Below are 19,723 nucleotides of genomic sequence, written 5' to 3'. Positions count from 1 at the left end.
CAAATAACTCTGTTCCTTGTGGTGGAACAACTACATGAGCCTTATTCGGAAGATGTCCGACTGCAGGCAGGCTCCCGCTGAGCGATGGCGTTGCATCCGGTTTTCCACCTTTGCTAGAATCCGGTTCAGACATTGCGCGGATAAGCGCATTGCGTAAGCGTTAACGTCAACCAACGCACACTCGGGATATCTGTATCCCCCTGTTGTGCGTGGTTAGCAATGTCAAACTCCTCGTCGGTTGCTCGCGTCGAAACCTCCTTTTTTGGCTCATCCCTGCTTTTGGGCATCTTGCTCATCGCAGCGAATTTGCGCGCCCCCATCACATCGCTCGGCCCCGTCCTCTCGCAGGTGCAGGACTACTTCGGATTGACGCCGGCTGCTGCGGGATTGCTCAATGCGCTGCCGTTGCTCATTTTTGCATGCGCCTCCCCCCTGGCCCCCTGGTTGACCCGGCGTATCAGCCTGGAGCATGCGCTGTTCGGAGCGCTGGGCATAATTGCCCTGGGTTGCCTGGTCCGTTCGACGGGCCTCTACAGCGGCTTGTGGCTCGGGACCCTGCTGATTGGGGGTGGCATTGCGGTGGCCAACGTACTCGTCGTGCCGCTGGTCAAGCGCGATTTTCCCAGCCACACCGCCTTGTGCGTGGGCCTCTATGCGGCAACGATGGCCTTGATGGCTGCATTGGCCAGCGGGCTCGCGGCACCGTTGTCGGAACTCACGGATTACGCATGGAAAGTGTCGCTGGGAATCTGGTTCGGTCTCGCCCTGATCGCCGCTTTCTGCTGGTGGCCGCATGCCAGGAGCGCCGACTCGATTGTCCTGGGGGCGCCGCCTGTGGGCCGCAGCACCGTATGGCGCAGCGGGATCGCCTGGCAAGTCTCGATGTTCATGGCGTTGCAAACATTGACGTTTTATACCCTTATCGATTGGTTTCCAGCGATGGCGGCGTCCGTAGGCATCGGGGCTGTAAAGGCTGGAGCTTATTTATTTGCCTATCAAGCGATTGCAGTGCTGGCCAATTTAGCCACGTCGGTGGCGATAAAGCGTATGCATGACCAGCGCCTGCTGGGTTTCATCTGTTCCGCCGCGATTGTGATCGGAGTGGCCGGATTGCTGATGGCTCCAGCAATGTCTCTCGTGTGGCTGCTATTCGCTGGAGTAGGCGCCGGAATGTCGATGGTCACCTGTCTCAGCCTGTTCAGCTTGCGCGCCCGCGATCACCATCAGGCCAGTTCGTTGTCGGCGATGGGGCAATGCATAGGCTACGGACTTGGAGCATGCGGTCCGTTCTTGGCGGGTTACTTGCGCGGGCTTACCGGAAGCTGGCATGTCCCCATGATGGTCTTGCTGGGGGCCGGATGCCTCCAGATCATCTTCGCGGTTCTGGCAGGTCGTAAGCGGTATGTGAGCGAGTAAGCGAAGTCCCGGTGACGGCCCCGGAGGCTGCGCAGTCAATGGGCCGGGGCTGTAGCGGTAGCCAGCCTGCACCCATCAAACCAGCGCCGGTCGGGATGATAGACCGCGTTTTGCACTAATTAAGCGTGGCCATGTAGCTTCAGCAACTCATCGACCAGATAACGGATCTTGGGTCGCAGGTGATTGCTTTTCGACCACAGCGCGTGAACCTCTACCGGGGCAGGTTCGAATGGTTCGAGCAGCGGAACGACCGCCTGCGTTTCGATATCTTTTTCAAACAGGCATAACGGCATCTGGCAGATCCCGAGCCCTGCTCGTGTGGCCTCGATCATGGCTTCCGCGTCGTCAAATTGGTATGTCGGTGGCGGCGAGAACTTCACGGCTTGCCCGTCCTTGGTCATCTTCCATGGCATCAGACTGCCGCGGCGATAGCCCACGATGGCGCGATGCCGGGTCATGTCTTCCAGCGTCAAGGGCGTGCCGTTTTGTTCCAGGTAACCCGGCGACGCACAGGTCACCCATCGGTGTGCGGTGAGACGCCTGGCGACCAATCCGGGCACGCTGTCGACGCTGCCAAAGCGAATGGCCAAATCGATACCTTCTTCGGTCAGGTCCACCAGTTGGTCGCTGAAGGTCAGGGTCAGCTGCAACTGTGGGAAGCGCTTGCTCATGTCCAGCAGAATCGGCAATACCACCTGTTTACCGAAGGCTACCGGCATATCCACACGCAGGCGCCCGGCCGGCACGCCGAGCCGGTTGCCGAGGTTGCTCTCGGTGGCCTTGATCTCCTCCAGGGCAGCGGACCATACCGTGAAGTAGGCTTCGCCGTCGGGGGAGAGGGATAGTCGTCTCGTCGACCGATAGAACAGGCTCGTGCCAACCCTCGCTTCCAAACGGGCGATCGCCTTGCCCACGGCGGATTTGGAGAGGCCCAACCGCTCGGCTGCCTCGGTGAAGGTCGCGGAACGAGCGGTGGCCAGAAAAATGTGGATGCCGCTGAACGAGTCTTCTGAGGTCATTACAATTTCCTGGTAGCGATGAATGCTACCTATCTGTGATTTCCAGTCTGTTTATCGGCGTGAGGCTCTACCTTAGCATGACGTCCAACCCAGCAGCGCGCTCGTATCCCGAACAGGCGTTGGCTTACTCACGACAGAGGACAAACCATGAAAGACGAAGTCATCAACATTTTCACCCTCAGCCTGGCGCCGGAACACTTCCCCGAGTTCAAGCGACTGGTTGCCGAAATCGTTGCCGCGACCAGCCAGGAGCCGGGCACGCTGATGTACGAATACAGCGTCAACGACGACCACACGGTTGTGCACATCATCGAGCGCTACCGAGCGGACGCGGTGGTCAGCCATATCGAGCAGACCTTCGCGCCGTTCGGCGAGAAGTTTCTCGAACTGGTGACGATCACCAGCCTTCTGGTTTATGGCAGCCCGGACGAGCCCACCCGTAAGCACCTGGACGCCTTCGGGGCGGTCTACATGAACTCGTTCGATGGCTTTACCCGCACCTGAGACGGTGGTCCCGTAGATGTCTGCTCCAACCAGGCGTCTGCCACCAGCGGCGCCGCACTGCGGGTCGATGGTGGGGTGGTGGACGATATCCTCTGACGCCTTGCCAGGCGGCTATGGGCGCTGCGGAGGACGACCTTTTAGGCCGCGCCTCCGCAGGGCCGTCAGCGAGTCAACAGGTCTTCAATCGACTCCGCCGCCAGTTGATAGGAGCGGCAACGCGCGACCGGATCGTAGATGCGCGCATCGATCATCAGTTCGTCCGCGCCGGTGGTGGCGATGAACTGCCGCAGCCAGGCGCCGACTTCCTGCTTGTCACCGATAGCGGTACAGGCCATGGCCTGATCCAGTCCCTGTCGATCCATGGGCGTGATCGTTGCTAGGTAGCCTTCTTCCGGAGCCGGCAGCAACCCTGGACGGCCGGCGTGCAGTTTCACCACCCATTGCTGATGGGAACTGGCCAGGTACTGCGCCTCGGCGCGGGTATCGGCGGCAATCACGTTGACCCCCGCCATGGCGTAGGGCTTGTCCAGGTAAACGGAAGGGCGGAAATTGTCCCGGTAATGCGCCAGTGCGTGCATCAGCATCTGCGGGGCGAAGTGTGAGGCAAAGGCGTACGGCAGGCCCATCCGCGCAGCCAGATCAGCGCCTTGCAAACTCGAGCCCAATACCCAGACCGGCACATCGTGCCGACCCGGCAGCGCGCGTACCGGTTCCTTGCCATTGTCCTCCAGGTAATCGAGCACCCGCTGCACGTCCTGGGGGAAGTCCCGCTCCTGGCTGATGCCACGAATGGCGCGTACGGTCGGGCCGCCACCGCCCGGTGCGCGTCCGACGCCAAGGTCGATGCGCCCGGGGAACAACGTGTGCAAGGTGCCAAACTGTTCGGCCACGATCAGCGGCGAGTGATTGGGCAGCATCACGCCGCCCGCGCCCACGCGCAGCGTGCTGGTCGAGGCGGCCAAGTGCTGAATGATCAGCGGCGTGGCCATCGAACCGATGCCGGGCAGATCATGGTGCTCGGCGATCCAGTAGCGGTTGTAGCCATGCTGTTCGACATGGCGGGCCAGTCGACGAGCGTCTTCAAGGGTATCGGCGAAGCCTTTGCCTTCGCCGATCATCATGAGGTCAAGCACGGACAGTGCGGTCATAAGAACTCCAGTTGGATAAAGCGCGAGGGCTGGCGTCAATCGCAGCGCCGTCCCAGGGTTAACGCTTGAGCGGGAGGTCCGCCCAGCTCGGGTGGGTCGCCAGGCGCTGCTGGATACCGTGCATGGCATGCAGGGAACGCTGCAATTTCAGGTAGACGTCGCCGCCGTAATCCCAGCCGAGCACGCCGATTCGCCCGGCGTAGCCCATGCGTGCCAGGACGCCGAGCAGGGCGAAATTGTCCAGCTCGCCACGATCGGGCGGCTCCATGGTGGCCACGCCGCCCCAGCCCAGCGGCGAAAGCGCCGAACCTGAGGTGGTGACCTGCATCAGCCAAGGGCGCATGGCATCCAGCCGGCCCTGCAGATCACCTTCCTGGCTGGCGTACCAGTGGTAGCCGTTGAACACTGCGCCCAGCTGCGGGTGGCTGTAGTAGTTGCACAGCTCCACGACCTGGGAGGTGGTTTGCGTGACGTGGTTGCGATGCGGGTAGAGGGCCAATCGCAGGCCGCGGCGCTCGACGATGGGCAACAAGCTGTCGATCACCTTCAGAATCGCCGGCACGCCGTTGACCGAGGTCTGCACCGCCAGTTCGATCAGCTCCACGCCCTCGACGGACTCGACGAGTCGCCGGACCACTTCGTCGTTGCGCCCTTCATGCAGCACCATGTACAGCGCCGCGATATCCAGGCCGTGCTTGGCCTTGACGTGCTTCAGTTGCGAAAGATCGGTCAGCGGCTGCCCGCCCCAGGCGGCGACGGTGATGGCGTCGTAGCCAACCTCCGCGACCATCTCGCACTGGGCCTGGAAGCTGTAGACGCCCATGGAGGTGTAGAAGAACGAATCCAGGGCATGGATGGGATTTCTCATCGGCGTATCCATTGCTGCGGCCTTCAACGGGGGAAGTCCGTCATCAGCGCCCAATGAGGATTGCGCGCCAGGCGCTGCTCCATGGAACGGAAGGCGGTGAGCGAGCGATGGAGATTGCCATGCACATCGCCGCCCATGCTTTCCCAGCCGAGGAAGCCGACATGACCCGTGTAGCCGCGGCGTTCGAGCGCGCCCAGCAGCACGAAATTGTCCATTTCACCTTCATCAAGGGGCTCGATGGTCGCCGCGCCACCCCAGCCCAACGGCGAGAGCCGGCAGCCGGCGATGTTCACCTGTTTAAGCCAGGGCCAAAGTGCGTCCAGCCGCTGTTCCAGCTCGCCTTCCTGGATGGCGAACCAGTGATAGCCGTTGAACACAATGCCCAGGCGCGGGTGGTCGAAGCGCTCGCACAGCTGCACCGCTTCGGTAGTGGTCTGCATGCCGTAGCGGATATGGGGGTACAGCGCGATCTGCAGGTCGCGACGCTCGCAGATCGGCAGCAAGCGCTCGAGCATCCGGAGGTCCTGCTGCTGAACCTTGTCGCCCGAATGCAGGGCCAGTTCGATGGTGCTGCAACCTTCGATGGATTCGAACAGCGTGACAAGCCAGTCCTCCAGTCCCTGGCGGTAGATGGCATAGACGCCGCCGACATCGAGCCCCCAATCCGCCTTGACCTTCGGCAGCTCCTTGAGCTCCGGACTCCAGGACGAAACGGTCATGCCCTGGTACCCCAGTTCGGCGAGCATTTCGCACTGCACCGCCAGTGGGTAAGTGCCGAGCCTGGTCTGGAAAATGAAATCCATGGCGTGAGCAGCATGTCGCATGTCAACGACTCCGTTGCGCGGATGGGGGCGTCAGGGACGGCGCCAGGCTGGGAAAATGCGGCAGGATGTACTCGCCCATCTCGTCGATCACCTCTGAGGCGGGGCGGCGCTGCGGCTTGAAGTTCAAGGCTACATGCGCGACGCCCTGGTCCTGCTGGCGGCGCCACAGGTCGATCAGGGTGTTGCGCCCGGCCCGCATCACGCGGCCGGGTTGCAGGGGCAGGTCAGGGTCGGCATCCAGATCGAAGAAGGTGCCGTAGCCGTAGGGCTTGAAGGGTTGCCCCTGGCTTGCCAGGTGCCAGCGGTTGACGATGTCGGGAATCTTCGCCGGATCGGTGAGGTACCACAGCACGCCGTCGGTGTTCTGCGCGATCCACTCCATGGTCTGGCCCGCCATGCCCACAACCACCGTCGGCAGGCGCGGCGCCGCGGGCTTCGGTACCAGGTCCAGGTTGCCGGTCAGTTCACCGTAGTAGGCCGAGCCATGAACGGGCCAGGCGCGCTCGGTGGCGGCACGCACCACCGCCAGGGCATCGCGGAAGCGCTCGGCGCGGTTATCGAAATCACTGCCGAATGCCGGGTATTCGATCGGGCGATCGCCAGTGGCCAGGCCGAGAATGAAACGGCCACCCAGCAACTGGTCCACGCTGGCGGCCTGCTTGGCGACAATCAAGGGGTCGCGCAGTGGTAGAACGATGCCGGCGGTGCCGATGGCGATGTTTTCCGTGATGGCGGCCAGGTAACCGGCATACACCATCGGGTCGATTATCTGGCCGACGTCACCGAAGTTGGGATCGTAGAACGGCACGTCCCGCAGCCAGATGGCCGAAAAGCCGGCCTGGTCGACTTTGCGCGCCATGGCGCCATGGTCCGCCAAGGTGGGACCGGGGCTGTCGGGATAGCTTTCCAGTGGAGCGATAAAACCGAAGGTCAGATGTCCGGGTTGGAACACGCGGGCATACCCGCGGTGTTCGGCAAGCTCCTTGGGTAATGCTGGATAGGAAGCGGTGGACGGCATGGAAACCTCGCGAGAAGAACGAGCGACCCACGGTAACGCGGCCGCGGATCAGGATGCCGGGGACTATAGGCGGCTAGGCAGAAAAGAAAAATAAGCTAGAATTCCAAACATTGAGGAACAAAAGGATGTAATCCATGAGCGCCAAGATGGACCAGCTCGGTGCGCTGTCCGCCTTTGTTCATGCGGCCGAAGCGCGCAGCTTCACCGAGGCCGGGCGGCGGCTGGAGCTGTCTTCATCGGCCATCGGCAAGGCCGTGACCCGTCTCGAGGAACGCCTCGGGGTGCGGCTTTTTCATCGCTCGACCCGGGCGATCACCCTCACGGCCGAGGGCGCCTTGTTCCTCGAGCGCTGCCACCGCATCTTTGCCGAGCTGGAAGTGGCTGAGCGCGAACTGACTCAAGCAGCCGGCAATCCCCAGGGCAAGCTGCGCATCAGCCTGCCGCAACTGGGCATGCGCTTGATGCCGCATCTGATCGCCTTCCAACAGGCGTATCCCGCGGTAGAACTGGAATTGGATTTCAGCGACCGCCTGGTTAATGTCATCGAGGAAGGCTTCGATGCGGTGATGCGCATCGGCGAAGTGCAGGATTCCCGCTTGATGATGCGCAGGCTCAATGGCTTCAGCCATCGGTTGGTCGCCACGCCGGACTACCTCGCGCGCCGTGGCGAGCCCACGGTCCCTGCAGACCTGGCAGCGCATGCCTGCCTTCACTACCGCTACCCGTCCAGCGGCAAGCTGGACGCCTGGCCCCTGTTCGCTGGCGACAAATGCCTGAGCCTGGATCTGCCGCAGACCGCCGTCACCAATGCGGTGGACCCGCTGCTGGCGATGGCTGAAGCCGGGCAGGGCATTGCTTGCCTGCCGGACTTCATCGTGGCTGAGGCCATCGAGCAGCAACGCCTGGTCCCGTTGTTGGATAGCTATATCCAGGACCGGCGTACGCTCAGTATTTTGTGGCCTTCCAGCCGACAGCCGCTGCCGAAGATCAAGGCCTTCGTAGACTTCATTGCGGCGCGGCTGGCCTCCGGCCCGGGCTGAGACAGGCTCGGCTGTCAGCGCTGTGCTTCGCGGATCATGTTGCGGGCGATGATGACCTGCTGGATCTGGGTCGTGCCCTCGTACAGGCGGAACAGCCGCACGTCGCGGTAGAAGCGCTCGATGGCATATTCGCTGACATAGCCGGCGCCACCGTGGATCTGCACGCCTCGGTCGGCCACGCGACCGCACATCTCGGTGGCGAACATCTTGGCGCAGGAGGCTTCGGTGCTCACGTTCAGGCCTTCGTCGCGCTTGCGCGCGGCGTCCAGCACCATACAGCGGGCGGCGTAGATCTCGGCCTTGCTGTCGGCCAGCATGCCCTGGATCAGCTGGAACTCGGCGATGGGCTGGCCGAACTGCTTGCGTTCGATGGCGTACTGCAGCGAGTCGGCGAGCATGCGTTCGGCGGCGCCCACGGAGAGCGCGGCGATATGCAGACGGCCTTTGTCGAGCACTTTCATGGCTGTCTTGAAGCCGACGCCTTCCTTGCCGCCGATCAGGTTCCCGGCCGGCACGCGGACGTTCTCGAAAATCACGTCGGCGGTGTGGGCGCCTTTCTGGCCCATCTTGTGGTCGCGCTTGCCGACGGTGACACCAGGCGTGTTGGCCTCGACGATGAACGAGCTGATGCCACCGGCGCCCTTGATTTCACGGTTGGTTCGAGCCATCACGGTGAAGATGCCGGCTTGCGGTGCGTTGGTGATGAAACGCTTGGTGCCGTTGATGACGTAGAACTCACCGTCGCGCACGGCGGTGGTCTTCAGGGAGGCGGCATCGGAGCCGGAGTCCGGCTCGGTCAGGCAGAAGGCGCTGAGGAACTCGCCGGCTGCCAGTTTGGGCAGGTACCTGGCCTTCTGCTCCTCGGTGCCGTCGAGCAGGATGCCGATGGAGCCAATGCCGTTGTTGGTGCCGATATAGGAGCGGAACGCCGGGGACGTGCGGCCCAGTTCGAAAGCGATGTTCACTTCCTCTTCCATGGTCACGCCCAGACCGCCGAAATCCTCCGGAATGGTCAGGCCGAACAGGCCCATTTCCTTCATCTGCTCGACGATGTCCACCGGCATCGAGTCGGTTTCGGCGACCTCGTTTTCGCGCGGGATCAGCGCTTCGTTGACGAACTGGCGGATGGAATCCAGCAGGATTTGCAGAGTTTCCGGATCGCGGATCATGTGTGCTCCTCGGGGGTCCGATGGTCGGACGCGTCATGTCGACGAGGCACGACCCGCATCTCCATCAGCGGGTGCTGGCCTCGATGTTGCTCACCATGTGGACCAGTCGCGGTCCGATGTCCTCTTCCAGCTTTTCGCGCGAGAGCTGGAAACTCGGGCCGCCGCAGTTGAAAACCAGCAGCCCGTGTTGCGCATGCACCATGGGCACGGCAACCGCATTCACATCCCGGTGCCATTCGCCAATCGACAGGCAATAGCCATAGTCGGCGTAGTCCCGGAAGGCCTTTTCCAGGCTCTTGCGGACCTTCGGCCATTCCTCCGCATGCCGGGTACGGATGTGGTCCAGCAGAAAATCACATTCGCTTTCCGGCAGGCCGGCCAGACATGCACGTCCCGCCGAGCTGAGATGCAGGGGCAGATGGGTCCCCACCTGGCGCCGCATCGTGAGGTTGCCCTGACCGTGCACGACGTCCAGGTAAACCATCTGTAGCCGGTCCCGAGCCGCCATCGCCACCGCCGCACTGGCGTGGTTGGCCAACTGTTCCATCAGCGGATGCGCCACAGCCCGAATCGACAGGTTGGAGAGCATCCCGTAGCCGAACGACATCACACCGACGTCCAGCTGGTATTTGCCCTGGGGCAACTGCTTCAGATAGCCCAGGCGCGTCAGCGTGTAAGTCAGCCGGCTGACGGTCGGCCGCGGCAGGTTGGCCTTGCGGGCCAGCTCCTGATTGCTCAGCACGCTTTCACGCGGGCTGAAGCAGCGCAGCAACTCCAGGCCCCGGGCTAGAGCGGTGACGAACTGGCGATCCTTTTCCTCCTCCTCGAGGGTCGACATCGGATCGATCAGTACCCGTTCGATCTCCGAAGCTGCGTCCTTGTCCGGGGACCGATCCTTGATCTTGCGTTGCATGGTAGAGCCTCCATTTTCATAAAATCAAGTTTTCGAAATTGTATTCCGCATAGCGGACATTCGGCAACTGCGACATGCGGAAAGTTTTTTGTCTCTCAAACGTCCGTGCAATGGGCCTTTGCTGAGGATAACGACGTATCTACAAGAAGCGACATTTACAAAAAACGAAGTTGGAACCTATTATTTGGTCAAAGCGTGGAATGGAATTTCGCATAGCGGGCATTGTTGCATGATCAAACCGGAGCCGAAATGAGTCAACCAATCGATCCAGTCGTGCTGCTGGAGTACCCGGCCGACGGTGTCGCCCTCGTGCGTATCAGCCGTCCCGACGCCAAGAACGCGCTCAATGCAGCCGTTCGCCATCAGCTGGCCGAGTACTTCCGCGCGCTCGCCCGGCGCGACGACATTCGCGCCGTCGTGCTTACCGGGGGCGAGCAGTTCTTCGTGGCGGGGGCGGACATCAAGGAGTTTGCCAGCGCCTCGCCGATCGAGATGTATGGCCGTCACACCGAGCTGCTGTGGGAGCCGATTGCCCGCTGCCCGAAGCCGGTCATCGCTGCCGTCAACGGCTTCGCCCTGGGCGGCGGCTGCGAACTGGCGATGCACTGCGACATCATCGTGGCCGGCGAGTCGGCCCGCTTCGCCCAGCCGGAAGTCAAGCTCGGCCTGATGCCGGGCGCCGGTGGTACCCAGCGCCTGATTCGCGCGGTCGGCAAGTTCCAGGCCATGCGCATCGCCTTGACCGGCTGCATGGTCAAGGCGCCCGAGGCATTGGCCATTGGCATGGTCAGCGAAGTGGTGCCGGACGATCAGACCCTTGGGCGCGCCCTGGCCCTGGCCAGCGAGATCGCCGCGCTGCCGCCGCTGGCGGTGCAACAGATCAAGGAAGTGATGCTGGCCGGCGCCGATCTGCCGCTGGACAGTGCACTGACCCTGGAGCGCAAGGCGTTCCAGCTGCTGTTCGATTCCGCTGATCAGAAGGAAGGCGCCGCCGCCTTCTTCGAGAAGCGTAAACCCACCTACTGCGGGAAATAAACATGGCTCGCTCGATCAACATCATGGGGCTGGTCGGCACCGGCGTTATGGGTGCCGGCATCGCCCAGATCGCGGCGCAGGCTGGCGTGCAAGTGCGTCTGTACGATGCCCGTGAAGGCGCTGCCTCGACCGCGCGCGACAATCTCGCGGCCACCCTCGGCAAACTGGTGGCCAAGGGCAAGATCGCCCAGGACGCCGCCGACGCTGCCCTGGCGCTGCTCAAGCCGGTCGCCGCCATCGAGGAACTCGCCGATTGCGACATGGTGGTGGAAGCCATCGTCGAGAATCTGGATGCCAAGCGTGGCCTGCTGACCCAGCTGGAAGGCATCGTCGACGCCGAGTGCATCCTGGCGACCAACACCTCGTCGCTGTCGGTGAGCGCCATCGCCACCGCCTGCCGGCATCCGCAGCGGGTCGCCGGCTTTCACTTCTTCAACCCCGTTCCGTTGATGAAGGTGGTGGAAGTCATCGACGGCATCGCCACTGATCCGGCCGTCAGCGATGCCCTGCTGGAGCTGGCCCGGCGCATGGGGCACACCGGTGTGCGCGCCAAGGACACTCCCGGTTTCATCGTCAACCACGCCGGCCGTGCCTACGGCACCGAAGCCCTGAAGATCCTCGGCGAGGGTGTCGCCCAGCAAGGCGAGGTGGACCGCATCCTGCGTGAGGGCGCCGGTTTCCGCATGGGCCCGCTGGAGCTGTTCGACCTCACCGCGCTGGACGTTTCCCATCCGGTGATGGAATCCATCTTCAACCAGTTCTACCACGACCCGCGCTACACGCCGTCGCCGCTGACCCGCCAGATGCTGGTGGCCGGTCGCGTGGGCCGCAAGGTGGGGCAGGGCTTCTACCGCTATCAGAACGGCCAGATGGTCGATGCGCCGCAACCGCAACCGGTGCCGAGCGTCGAGCAGTTGCCGCCGGTGTGGGTCGCCAGCGAGAACGCGGTCGACCGGCAAAAGTTGGTTGGGCTGCTCGATGCGCTGGGTGCGCAGGTGGAGGAGGGCGATCATCCTTCCGAGCAGGCGCTGTGCCTGATCGCGCCCTACGGCGATGACGCCACCACCGCCACCAGCCGTTTCGGCGTGGATGCCGCGCGTACCCTGTGCATTGATCTGCTGACCGACCTGTCTCGCCACCGCACGCTGATGATGAATCCGGCCACCCGTCCGGACATGCGCGCTGCCGCCCATGCGCTGTTCGCCCGCGATGGCGTGGGCGTCACCGTGATCCGCGACAGTGTCGGCTTCGTGGCCCAGCGCGTGCTGGCCATGGTGGTCAACCTGGCCTGCGACATCGCCCAGCAGCGGATCGCCAGCCCCGAGGACATCGACCAGGCCGTACGTCTGGGGCTGGGTTATCCGCAGGGCCCGCTGGCCTGGGGCGACAACCTCGGCCCGCGTCGCCTGCTGACCATACTCGAGCGCATGGTGAGCGTGACCAATGACCCGCGTTACCGCCCGAGCCCCTGGCTGCGTCGTCGTGCTCAGCTGGGGCTGTCGTTGCGCCTGGATGAGCCGTCCGCCGTTTAACCGCTTTCCATAGAGGTATCGTCATGCTGAACGCCTACATCTACGCAGGCCTGCGTACACCCTTCGGACGCCACGGCGGTGGTCTGGCGCCGGTTCGCCCGGATGATCTGATTGCCGACGTGATCCGCGAGCTGATCGCCCGTACCGGCATCGACGGCGCCGCCGTCGACGATCTGATCCTCGGCAATACCAACCAGGCCGGCGAGGACAGCCGTAACATCGCCCGTCATGCCGTGCTGCTCTCCGGCCTGCCGGTCAGCGTGCCCGGCCAGACCGTCAACCGTCTGTGCGCCAGCGGCCTGGCCGCGGTCATCGATGCCGCCCGCGCCGTCACCTGCGACGAGGGCGAGCTGTTCGTGGCCGGCGGCGTGGAAAGCATGTCACGCGCCCCGTTCGTCATGGCCAAGGCCGAAAAGGCCTATAGCCGCGACTTCACGGTGTACGACAGCACCATCGGCGCGCGCTTCCCGAACCCGAAGCTCATCGAGCAGTTCGGCAACGACAGCATGCCGCAGACCGGCGACAACGTGGCCCGCGAATTCGGCATCAGCCGTGAAGCGGCCGACACCTTCGCCGCCGCGTCGCAAGCCAAGTTCGAAGCCGCCCGCCAGGCGGGTTTCTTCACCGAGGAGATCCTGCCGGTGAGCGTGCCGACCGGCCGCAAGACCCCGCCGAGCGTGATCGCCGAGGACGAGCATCCGCGTCCGCAATCCGACATGGCCGCACTGGCCAGGCTGCGCCCGCTGTTCGAAGACGGCGTGGTCACCGCCGGTAACGCCTCGGGCGTGAACGACGGCGCCGCCGCGCTGCTGATCGGCAGTCAGGCCGCCGGCGAGAAGCACGGCCTCAAGCCGATGGCGCGCATTCTTTCGGCCGCAGCTGCCGGCGTCGAGCCACGCATCATGGGTATCGGTCCGGTGGAAGCCATCAACAAGGCAGTGGCCCGCGCTGGCCTGAGCCTGGCCGACATGGACATCATCGAAATCAACGAAGCCTTCGCCTCCCAGGTGCTGGGCTGCCTGAAGGGCCTGGGCGTGGCCTTCGACGACCCGCGCGTCAATCCCAACGGTGGCGCCATCGCCGTGGGCCACCCGCTGGGGGCTTCTGGCGCGCGTCTGGCGCTGTCCACCTCGCGTGAACTGCAGCGCAGCGGCAAGCGCTATGCGGTCGTCAGCCTGTGCATCGGTGTCGGCCAGGGCCTGGCCATGGTCATCGAGCGCGTCTGAGCAAAAGGCCTTTGGCCATGTGAACCAGGCCGGCGGCGTTCCGCGTCGGCCGCGTTGGAAAGGTAAGAGACATGGGTGCATTGAGTGGGATTCGGGTGCTGGACCTGAGTCGTGTATTGGCTGGTCCCTGGTGCGGCCAGGTTCTGGCCGACCTGGGCGCCGAAGTGATCAAGGTCGAGCGTCCGCGCGTGGGTGACGACACCCGTGGCTGGGGCCCGCCCTACATGAAAACTCCGGACGGCGAGAACAGCCTCGAGGCGTCCTATTACCAGTCCACCAACCGCAACAAGCTGTCGGTGGCCGTCAACATCGCCACGCCGGAAGGCCAGGAGCTGGTGCGCGCGCTGGCCGCCACCTCCGACGTGCTGATCGAGAACTACAAGGCCGGCTCGCTGGCCAAGTACGGGCTGGACTACGACAGCCTGTCCAAGCTCAATCCGCGTCTGGTCTACTGCTCGATCACCGGTTTCGGCCAGACCGGCCCGCGCGCCGAGGAGCCCGGCTACGACTTCATCATCCAGGGCATGGGCGGCCTGATGAGCGTCACCGGCGAGAAGGACGGTGTGCCGGGTGCCGGCCCGCAGAAGGTGGGCGTGGCCGTGGCCGACGTGATGACTGGTCTGTATTCGACCATCGCGATCCAGGCCGCGTTGCTCGCCCGTGAAAAGACCGGTCGCGGCCAGCATTGCGACATGGCGCTGTTGGATGTGCAGGTGGCGGCGCTGGGCAACCAGAGCCAGAACTACCTGAGCACCGGCCGCTCGCCGGGGCGGCAGGGCAATGCCCACGTGAACATCGTGCCGTATCAGGTGTTCACCGCCAGCGACATGGATTTCATCATCGCTTGCGGTAACGACACCCAGTTCGTCGCCCTGTGCGATGCCATCGACCTGCCGGAACTGCCGCTGGACCCGCGCTTCACCAAGAACGCCGATCGCGTGCGCAACCGCGAGGCCATCGTCGGGTTGCTCGCCCAGCGCTTCCTGAAGGATACCGCCGACAACTGGGTGAGCCGGATTCACGCGGCAAAGGTGCCGGTCGGCGTGATCAACGACATCGGCCGTGCCCTGGCCGAGCCGCAAGTGCTGGCCCGCGACATGCTGGTCAACATCCCGCACGCCAGGAACCCGGACTTCAGGATGGTCGGCAGCCCGGTGAAGCTTTCCGATACCCCGGTCGAGTACCAGCGGCCGGCACCGATGCTCGGTGAACACACGGAGCAGGTGCTGAAGTCCCGGCTTGGACTTTCAGCCGATGCGCTGGAGCTGCTGAAGAACAAGGGGGTCATCGAACAGCTCGAATAACTCATCCGTTAACCGGTACTGGCTCACTGCCTGAGCTGGACGTTCGCCCGGTCATGTTGCGACTGCGCCGGGCCATCAAATACGCAACCACAAGAGAGATAATATGAACAAGTTGATGAAAATGCTGGTGGCGAGCACTGCCGTGTTCCTCCCGCTGCTCGGCGCGAGCGCCCAGGCTGCCGATTGGCCGTCCAAGAACATCACGCTGGTCGTTCCGTATGCCGCCGGCGGTACCACGGATATCCTGTCCCGCCGGGTGGCCGACCTGCTGGGCACGGAACTGGGTGTGACCGTGATCGTCGAGAACCGCCCGGGTGCCGGTACCACGGTTGCCACCGCGCAGCTGGCCCGGGTTTCCAAGCGCGATGCCGATTACCGCGTACTGATGGCCTCGCCGGGGCACACCGTTGGCGCGAGCCTGTACCCGCTGTCCTATGACCCGGTAAAGGACTTCCGCTTCATTCAGAACGTCATCGACATCCCCAACGTCCTGGTCGTACCGGCCAAGAGCAGGTTCCAGGCCTTCGAGGAGTTCTTGCAAGCCGCGAAAACCGAGAAGACATCCTACAGCTCGCCCGGTATCGGCAGCTCCATCCATATGTCGGGGGAACTGTTCAAAGCCAAGATCGGCGCGCCCCAAATGACCCACGTTCCGTTCCGTGGCAGTGGCGAGGCGCTTCCGGCACTGCTGTCGGGCGATGTCGACTTTTCATTCGAGAACCTGCCGACGGTCTATCCGATGATCAAGTCCGGGCAGCTGCGCGTACTGGCAGTCACCACCAGCGAGGCGTCGCCCTTCCTGCCGGACGTGCCGACCGTGAAGTCCGCCGGTGCCGAACAAGGCTTGTCCGACTTCGCGACGTCGGCCTGGTTCGGTCTCATCGGCAGCGCATCGATGTCCGACGAGGCCTACGAAAAATTGCAGGTCGCAGTCACCAATGTCATGCAAAGCCAGGCGTTCAAGGACTTCCTGCCTCAGCTGGGCGCTGTCGCCGGCAAGGAGTCGGGTGACGCGTTCAAGGCCATGGTCGAGCGGGATATCAAGCAGTGGGCTGATCTGGTCGAGGCCGCCGGCCTCGGCGAATAAACCACTGCAGCTTCGCAGGGCGTCGCCGTGCGACGCCCCTGTCTGACTGGGTAGATTTATGAAAAACACTGCTATTCGCCTGTCCAGGCTTGCCAGCGCCGACGCCGCTGTCAGTCTGGCTCTGATCGCGACATCCCTGACGTTTCTGTTTTACCTGGTTCCAGAGTACATCGTGGAGCCACGCAGGCTTCAGTCACCTCTACTGTCGCCCCTGATCCTTCCTCAGATCATGGGGTGGTTGATTCTGTTGCTTGGTATCGGCCTGGTGCTAGGCACGCTGTTCGGCCCGGAGCGTGAGCGGGTAGAAAAGTACAGCAAACTGCGGGACCTGCCGGTCCGTCAATGGCTGCTGCCATTGCTGGCCTTCGCCGTCTACTACTTCGGGCTGGAACTGCTGGGCGCGGCGGTCTGTGGCGTGCTGGCCACGATGTTGCTGTTCGTCGCCATGGGCGTCAGGCGCATCGGCATCTATCTGCTGGGTGTCGCGATGCCGGTCGGTATCTGCCTGGCCTTCGACTATGGCCTGAATGTTCCCCTGCCTTATGGGTCGCTCTGGGGATATTGAGTACCCGCTTGATGAGACTATGAAATGGACCAGATGCTCGAGGTGCTCAGCCTTTTCCTGAGCGTGGAAAACATCCTGATGATCGCGCTCGGCGTGGTGATTGGCGTCGTGATCGGTGCCATTCCCGGGCTGACCGCGACCATGGCGGTCGCCCTGGCCCTGCCGTTCACCTTCGGCATGGAGCCGGTCACCGCGATCCTGCTGCTGGTCGGGATCTACAAGGGCGGCATGTATGGCGGATCGATCACCGCCATCCTGATCCGCACCCCCGGTTCCCCGGCGTCGGCCAGCACGCTGCTGGACGGTTACCCGATGGCGCAGAAGGGTGAAGCCAAGAAAGCGCTGTCCATGGCGCTGTACGCGTCCTGTATCGCCGACTTCATCTCCAATCTGTCGCTGATCTTCCTGGCCGGTTACCTGGCCAAGCTGGCGCTCAGCTTCGGGCCGCCGGAGTATTTCTGGCTGATCTGCTTCTCGCTGACCATCATCATTTCCGTTTCAGGTGATTCGGTGATGAAGGGACTGGTCGCTGCTGCTATAGGTGTGATACTCGCGCTGGTTGGCATGGACCCGGTCTACGGTACCGAGCGCCTGACCTTCGACAATTACAACCTGATGGATCGCATCAACTTCATCCCACTGTTGATTGGTCTATTCGCCATTCCCGAGATACTCGAGTTCTATCTATCGCGGGCCCGTGAGCACATCCAGACCGCCGTGACCGGTGCCGACCTGACCTGGCAGGAACTCAAAGGCAGCATGCGCAGCATCATTCGAGGCAGCTTCATCGGCGTGATCATCGGTGCCATTCCGGGCACTGGCGCGACGGCCGCCTCGTTCATCTCCTATTCGGAAGCACGCCGTAATTCCCCCAACCGGGACAATTTCGGCAAGGGTGAAGTGGAAGGTGTGGCCGCGGCCGAATCGGGCAACAACGCGGTCGCCGGTGCGACCATGATTCCGCTGCTGTCATTGGGCATCCCCGGCGACGTGATCACCGCGATCATCCTCGGCGCCTTCATGATCCATGGACTGACGCCCGGACCGATCCTGTTCCAGGAAAACATGAACCTGATCTATGCCCTGTTCTGCGGCATCATGCTCAGCTCCGTGGTGTTGTTCGGTACCGGCAAACTGGCGATCCGGTATTTCTCCCGAATTGCCGATGTGCCCAAGCAGATCCTGTTCCCCATCGTGCTGATGTTCTGCATCTACGGCGCCTACGCGGTGAACAACAGCACCTTCGATATCGCGGTCATGCTGGTGTTCGGCCTGGTCGGCTTCATCTTCAACCGTACCGGATTCGCCTCGGCGCCATTTCTGATCGGTTTCATCCTGGGGCCGATGCTGGAAGACAACTTCCGTCGTTCCCTGCTGATCAGCAATAACAGTTTCGATGTGTTCGTTCGTGGCCCCATCGACTGGTTCTTCATAGCCCTGACGGTGCTCTCCCTGGGCTTTGCCTTGCGCCGCTACCTGCAATCGCTACGCACCCATTGATCGCCGCCACCTCTGTGGTGCCTGCAATCGGAGACCTTATGAAAATATTGGTAACAGTCAAAAGAGTGGTCGACTACAACGTCAAGGTTCGCGTCAAGGCGGACGAGTCCGGCGTCGATCTCGCCAACGTCAAGATGTCGATGAACCCCTTCTGCGAAATCGCCGTGGAAGAAGCCGTGCGCCTGAAAGAGAAGGGCGTGGCGAGCGAAATCGTTGTCGTCTCCATCGGTCCGACCGCTGCCCAGGAGCAACTGCGCACCGCGCTGGCACTGGGCGCCGACCGCGCCGTGCTGGTCGAGTCCAGCGAGGAACTGAATTCCCTGGCCGTGGCCAAGTTGCTCAAGGCGGTGGTCGACAAGGAGCAGCCGCAACTGGTCATCCTCGGCAAGCAGGCGATCGACAGCGACAACAACCAGACCGGGCAGATGCTCGGCGCACTGACCGGTTACGCCCAGGGCACCTTCGCCTCGAAGGTGGAAGTGGCGGGCGACAAGGTCAACGTCACTCGCGAAATCGACGGCGGCCTGCAGACCGTTGCGCTGAACCTGCCGGCGATCGTCACCACCGACCTGCGCCTGAACGAGCCGCGCTACGCCTCGCTGCCGAACATCATGAAGGCCAAGAAGAAGCCGCTGGAAGTGCTGACCCCCGATGCGCTGGGCGTCACCACCACTTCCACCGTGAAGACCCTGAAAGTCGAAGCGCCGGCCGGCCGCAGCGCCGGCATCAAGGTCAAGTCCGTGGCTGAACTGGTCGAGAAATTGAAGAACGAGGCGAAGGTAATCTAAATGGCTATCCTGGTTATCGCTGAACACAACAATGCCGTCCTCGCGGCCGCTACTCTGAACACCGTCGCTGCCGCTGCCAAGATCGGCGGAGACATCCACGTGCTGGTGGCCGGTAGCGGCTGCGGCGCCATCGGCGAGGCGGCCGCGCAGATCGAAGGCGTGGCCAAGGTGCTGGTCGCCGACGATGCCGCCTACGCCAACCAACTGCCGGAAAACGTCGCGCCGCTGATCGCCGGCCTGGCATCCAATTACAGCCACGTGCTGGCGGCTGCCACCACCAACGGCAAGAACTTCCTGCCGCGCGTCGCCGCCCAGCTGGACGTCGACCAGATTTCCGAAATCATTTCGGTGGAAAGCCCGGACACCTTCAAGCGCCCGATCTACGCGGGTAACGCCATCGCGACCGTGCAGTCCAGCGCCGCGATCAAGGTCATCACCGTGCGTGCCACCGGCTTCGATGCCGTGAATGCCACCGGTGGTTCGGCTGTGGTCGAGCAGATCGCCGGCACTGGTGACGCCGGCAAGTCCGCCTTCGTCGGCGAAGAGCTGGCCAAGTCCGACCGTCCCGAACTGACCGCTGCCAAGATCGTCGTTTCCGGTGGTCGCGGCATGCAGAACGGCGAGAACTTCAAGCACCTGTACTCGCTGGCCGACAAGCTCGGCGCGGCAGTCGGCGCCTCGCGTGCCGCGGTCGATGCCGGTTTCGTGCCGAACGACATGCAGGTCGGCCAGACCGGCAAGATCGTCGCGCCGCAGCTGTACATCGC

Annotated in this window: 19 protein-coding genes and 1 pseudogene; 13 read left to right on the top strand and 7 right to left on the bottom strand. The window is 63.1% G+C overall.

The genetic code is table 11. The annotated features are described in order from the left end of the window. Positions 1 to 219: 219 nt before the first annotated feature. Positions 220 to 1,416 carry an MFS transporter gene (locus IN820_RS13935; protein ID WP_193681534.1) on the top strand — a complete coding sequence of 399 codons (1,197 nt, stop codon included), beginning with the start codon at positions 220 to 222 and terminating at the stop codon, positions 1,414 to 1,416. A 119-nt stretch (positions 1,417 to 1,535) separates the two neighbouring features. Here IN820_RS13935 and IN820_RS13930 read toward each other — a convergent pair whose 3' ends face one another. Further along, positions 1,536 to 2,435 carry a LysR substrate-binding domain-containing protein gene (locus IN820_RS13930; RefSeq protein WP_193681533.1) on the bottom strand — a complete coding sequence of 300 codons (900 nt, stop codon included), beginning with the start codon at positions 2,433 to 2,435 and terminating at the stop codon, positions 1,536 to 1,538. 147 nt (positions 2,436 to 2,582) lie between these two features. Between IN820_RS13930 and IN820_RS13925 the strand changes: the two genes are divergently transcribed. Both IN820_RS13925 and IN820_RS22980 read left to right on the top strand, forming a co-directional pair. Next, positions 2,583 to 2,939: a putative quinol monooxygenase gene (locus IN820_RS13925; RefSeq protein WP_193681532.1), complete on the top strand. Its 357-nt coding sequence runs from the start codon at positions 2,583 to 2,585 to the stop codon at positions 2,937 to 2,939. Between the two features lie 12 nt (positions 2,940 to 2,951). Beyond that, positions 2,952 to 3,035: pseudogene (locus IN820_RS22980) on the top strand (oxidoreductase); the annotation flags it as partial. A 65-nt stretch (positions 3,036 to 3,100) separates the two neighbouring features. On the opposite strand, the gene IN820_RS13915 reads toward IN820_RS22980, so the two are convergent. The 4 genes from IN820_RS13915 to IN820_RS13900 are packed head-to-tail and all read right to left on the bottom strand — an operon-like array spanning position 3,101 to position 6,797. Then, on the bottom strand, positions 3,101 to 4,087 hold the full coding sequence (locus tag IN820_RS13915; RefSeq protein WP_193681531.1) for an LLM class flavin-dependent oxidoreductase: 987 nt from the start codon (positions 4,085 to 4,087) through the stop codon (positions 3,101 to 3,103). Between the two features lie 58 nt (positions 4,088 to 4,145). Further along, positions 4,146 to 4,955, bottom strand: coding sequence for a sugar phosphate isomerase/epimerase family protein (locus IN820_RS13910; protein WP_193681530.1), 810 nt, complete (start codon positions 4,953 to 4,955; stop codon positions 4,146 to 4,148). A gap of 23 nt (positions 4,956 to 4,978) precedes the next feature. Continuing rightward, positions 4,979 to 5,779 carry a sugar phosphate isomerase/epimerase family protein gene (locus tag IN820_RS13905; RefSeq protein WP_193681529.1) on the bottom strand — a complete coding sequence of 267 codons (801 nt, stop codon included), beginning with the start codon at positions 5,777 to 5,779 and terminating at the stop codon, positions 4,979 to 4,981. Between the two features lies 1 nt (position 5,780). Beyond that, positions 5,781 to 6,797 carry an LLM class oxidoreductase gene (locus IN820_RS13900; protein WP_193681528.1) on the bottom strand — a complete coding sequence of 339 codons (1,017 nt, stop codon included), beginning with the start codon at positions 6,795 to 6,797 and terminating at the stop codon, positions 5,781 to 5,783. A gap of 146 nt (positions 6,798 to 6,943) precedes the next feature. Between IN820_RS13900 and IN820_RS13895 the strand changes: the two genes are divergently transcribed. Then, positions 6,944 to 7,837: a LysR family transcriptional regulator gene (locus IN820_RS13895; protein ID WP_193681642.1), complete on the top strand. Its 894-nt coding sequence runs from the start codon at positions 6,944 to 6,946 to the stop codon at positions 7,835 to 7,837. Between the two features lie 14 nt (positions 7,838 to 7,851). Here the strand turns inward: IN820_RS13895 and IN820_RS13890 are convergent, their stop codons facing one another. Both IN820_RS13890 and IN820_RS13885 read right to left on the bottom strand, forming a co-directional pair. Further along, complete coding sequence (locus IN820_RS13890) at positions 7,852 to 9,006, bottom strand: acyl-CoA dehydrogenase family protein (protein WP_193681527.1); 1,155 nt, start codon at positions 9,004 to 9,006, stop codon at positions 7,852 to 7,854. A 64-nt stretch (positions 9,007 to 9,070) separates the two neighbouring features. Next, positions 9,071 to 9,919 (bottom strand): IclR family transcriptional regulator, encoded by an 849-nt coding sequence (locus IN820_RS13885; protein ID WP_193681526.1) that lies wholly within the window; start codon positions 9,917 to 9,919, stop codon positions 9,071 to 9,073. A gap of 249 nt (positions 9,920 to 10,168) precedes the next feature. Here IN820_RS13885 and IN820_RS13880 point away from each other — a divergent pair, with 249 nt between their 5' ends. The 9 genes from IN820_RS13880 to IN820_RS13840 all read left to right on the top strand — a co-directional run. Further along, positions 10,169 to 10,954: an enoyl-CoA hydratase gene (locus tag IN820_RS13880; RefSeq protein WP_193681525.1), complete on the top strand. Its 786-nt coding sequence runs from the start codon at positions 10,169 to 10,171 to the stop codon at positions 10,952 to 10,954. Positions 10,955 to 10,956: 2 nt separating this feature from the next. Then, positions 10,957 to 12,486: a 3-hydroxyacyl-CoA dehydrogenase gene (locus IN820_RS13875; protein WP_193681524.1), complete on the top strand. Its 1,530-nt coding sequence runs from the start codon at positions 10,957 to 10,959 to the stop codon at positions 12,484 to 12,486. Positions 12,487 to 12,509: 23 nt separating this feature from the next. Beyond that, on the top strand, positions 12,510 to 13,712 hold the full coding sequence (locus tag IN820_RS13870; RefSeq protein ID WP_193681523.1) for a 3-oxoadipyl-CoA thiolase: 1,203 nt from the start codon (positions 12,510 to 12,512) through the stop codon (positions 13,710 to 13,712). Positions 13,713 to 13,783: 71 nt separating this feature from the next. Then, entirely contained in the window at positions 13,784 to 15,016 is a 1,233-nt protein-coding gene (locus IN820_RS13865; RefSeq protein WP_193681522.1) for a CaiB/BaiF CoA transferase family protein, read from the top strand. 103 nt (positions 15,017 to 15,119) lie between these two features. Further along, positions 15,120 to 16,103 (top strand): Bug family tripartite tricarboxylate transporter substrate binding protein, encoded by a 984-nt coding sequence (locus tag IN820_RS13860; RefSeq protein ID WP_193681521.1) that lies wholly within the window; start codon positions 15,120 to 15,122, stop codon positions 16,101 to 16,103. 58 nt (positions 16,104 to 16,161) lie between these two features. Next, positions 16,162 to 16,668 (top strand): tripartite tricarboxylate transporter TctB family protein, encoded by a 507-nt coding sequence (locus IN820_RS13855; RefSeq protein WP_193681520.1) that lies wholly within the window; start codon positions 16,162 to 16,164, stop codon positions 16,666 to 16,668. 24 nt (positions 16,669 to 16,692) lie between these two features. Next, complete coding sequence (locus tag IN820_RS13850; RefSeq protein WP_193681519.1) at positions 16,693 to 18,168, top strand: tripartite tricarboxylate transporter permease; 1,476 nt, start codon at positions 16,693 to 16,695, stop codon at positions 18,166 to 18,168. A 38-nt stretch (positions 18,169 to 18,206) separates the two neighbouring features. After that, on the top strand, positions 18,207 to 18,956 hold the full coding sequence (locus IN820_RS13845) for an electron transfer flavoprotein subunit beta/FixA family protein (protein WP_193681518.1): 750 nt from the start codon (positions 18,207 to 18,209) through the stop codon (positions 18,954 to 18,956). Beyond that, positions 18,957 to 19,723: electron transfer flavoprotein subunit alpha/FixB family protein (locus IN820_RS13840; protein WP_193679831.1), on the top strand; the 767-nt coding region annotated here is incomplete at its 3' end.

The sequence above is a fragment of the Pseudomonas lopnurensis genome (assembly GCF_015070855.1).
GTDB lineage: Bacteria > Pseudomonadota > Gammaproteobacteria > Pseudomonadales > Pseudomonadaceae > Stutzerimonas > Stutzerimonas lopnurensis.
Note: the sequence above shows the minus strand (reverse complement) of the source record. Positions and strands in the feature narration are given on the sequence as shown.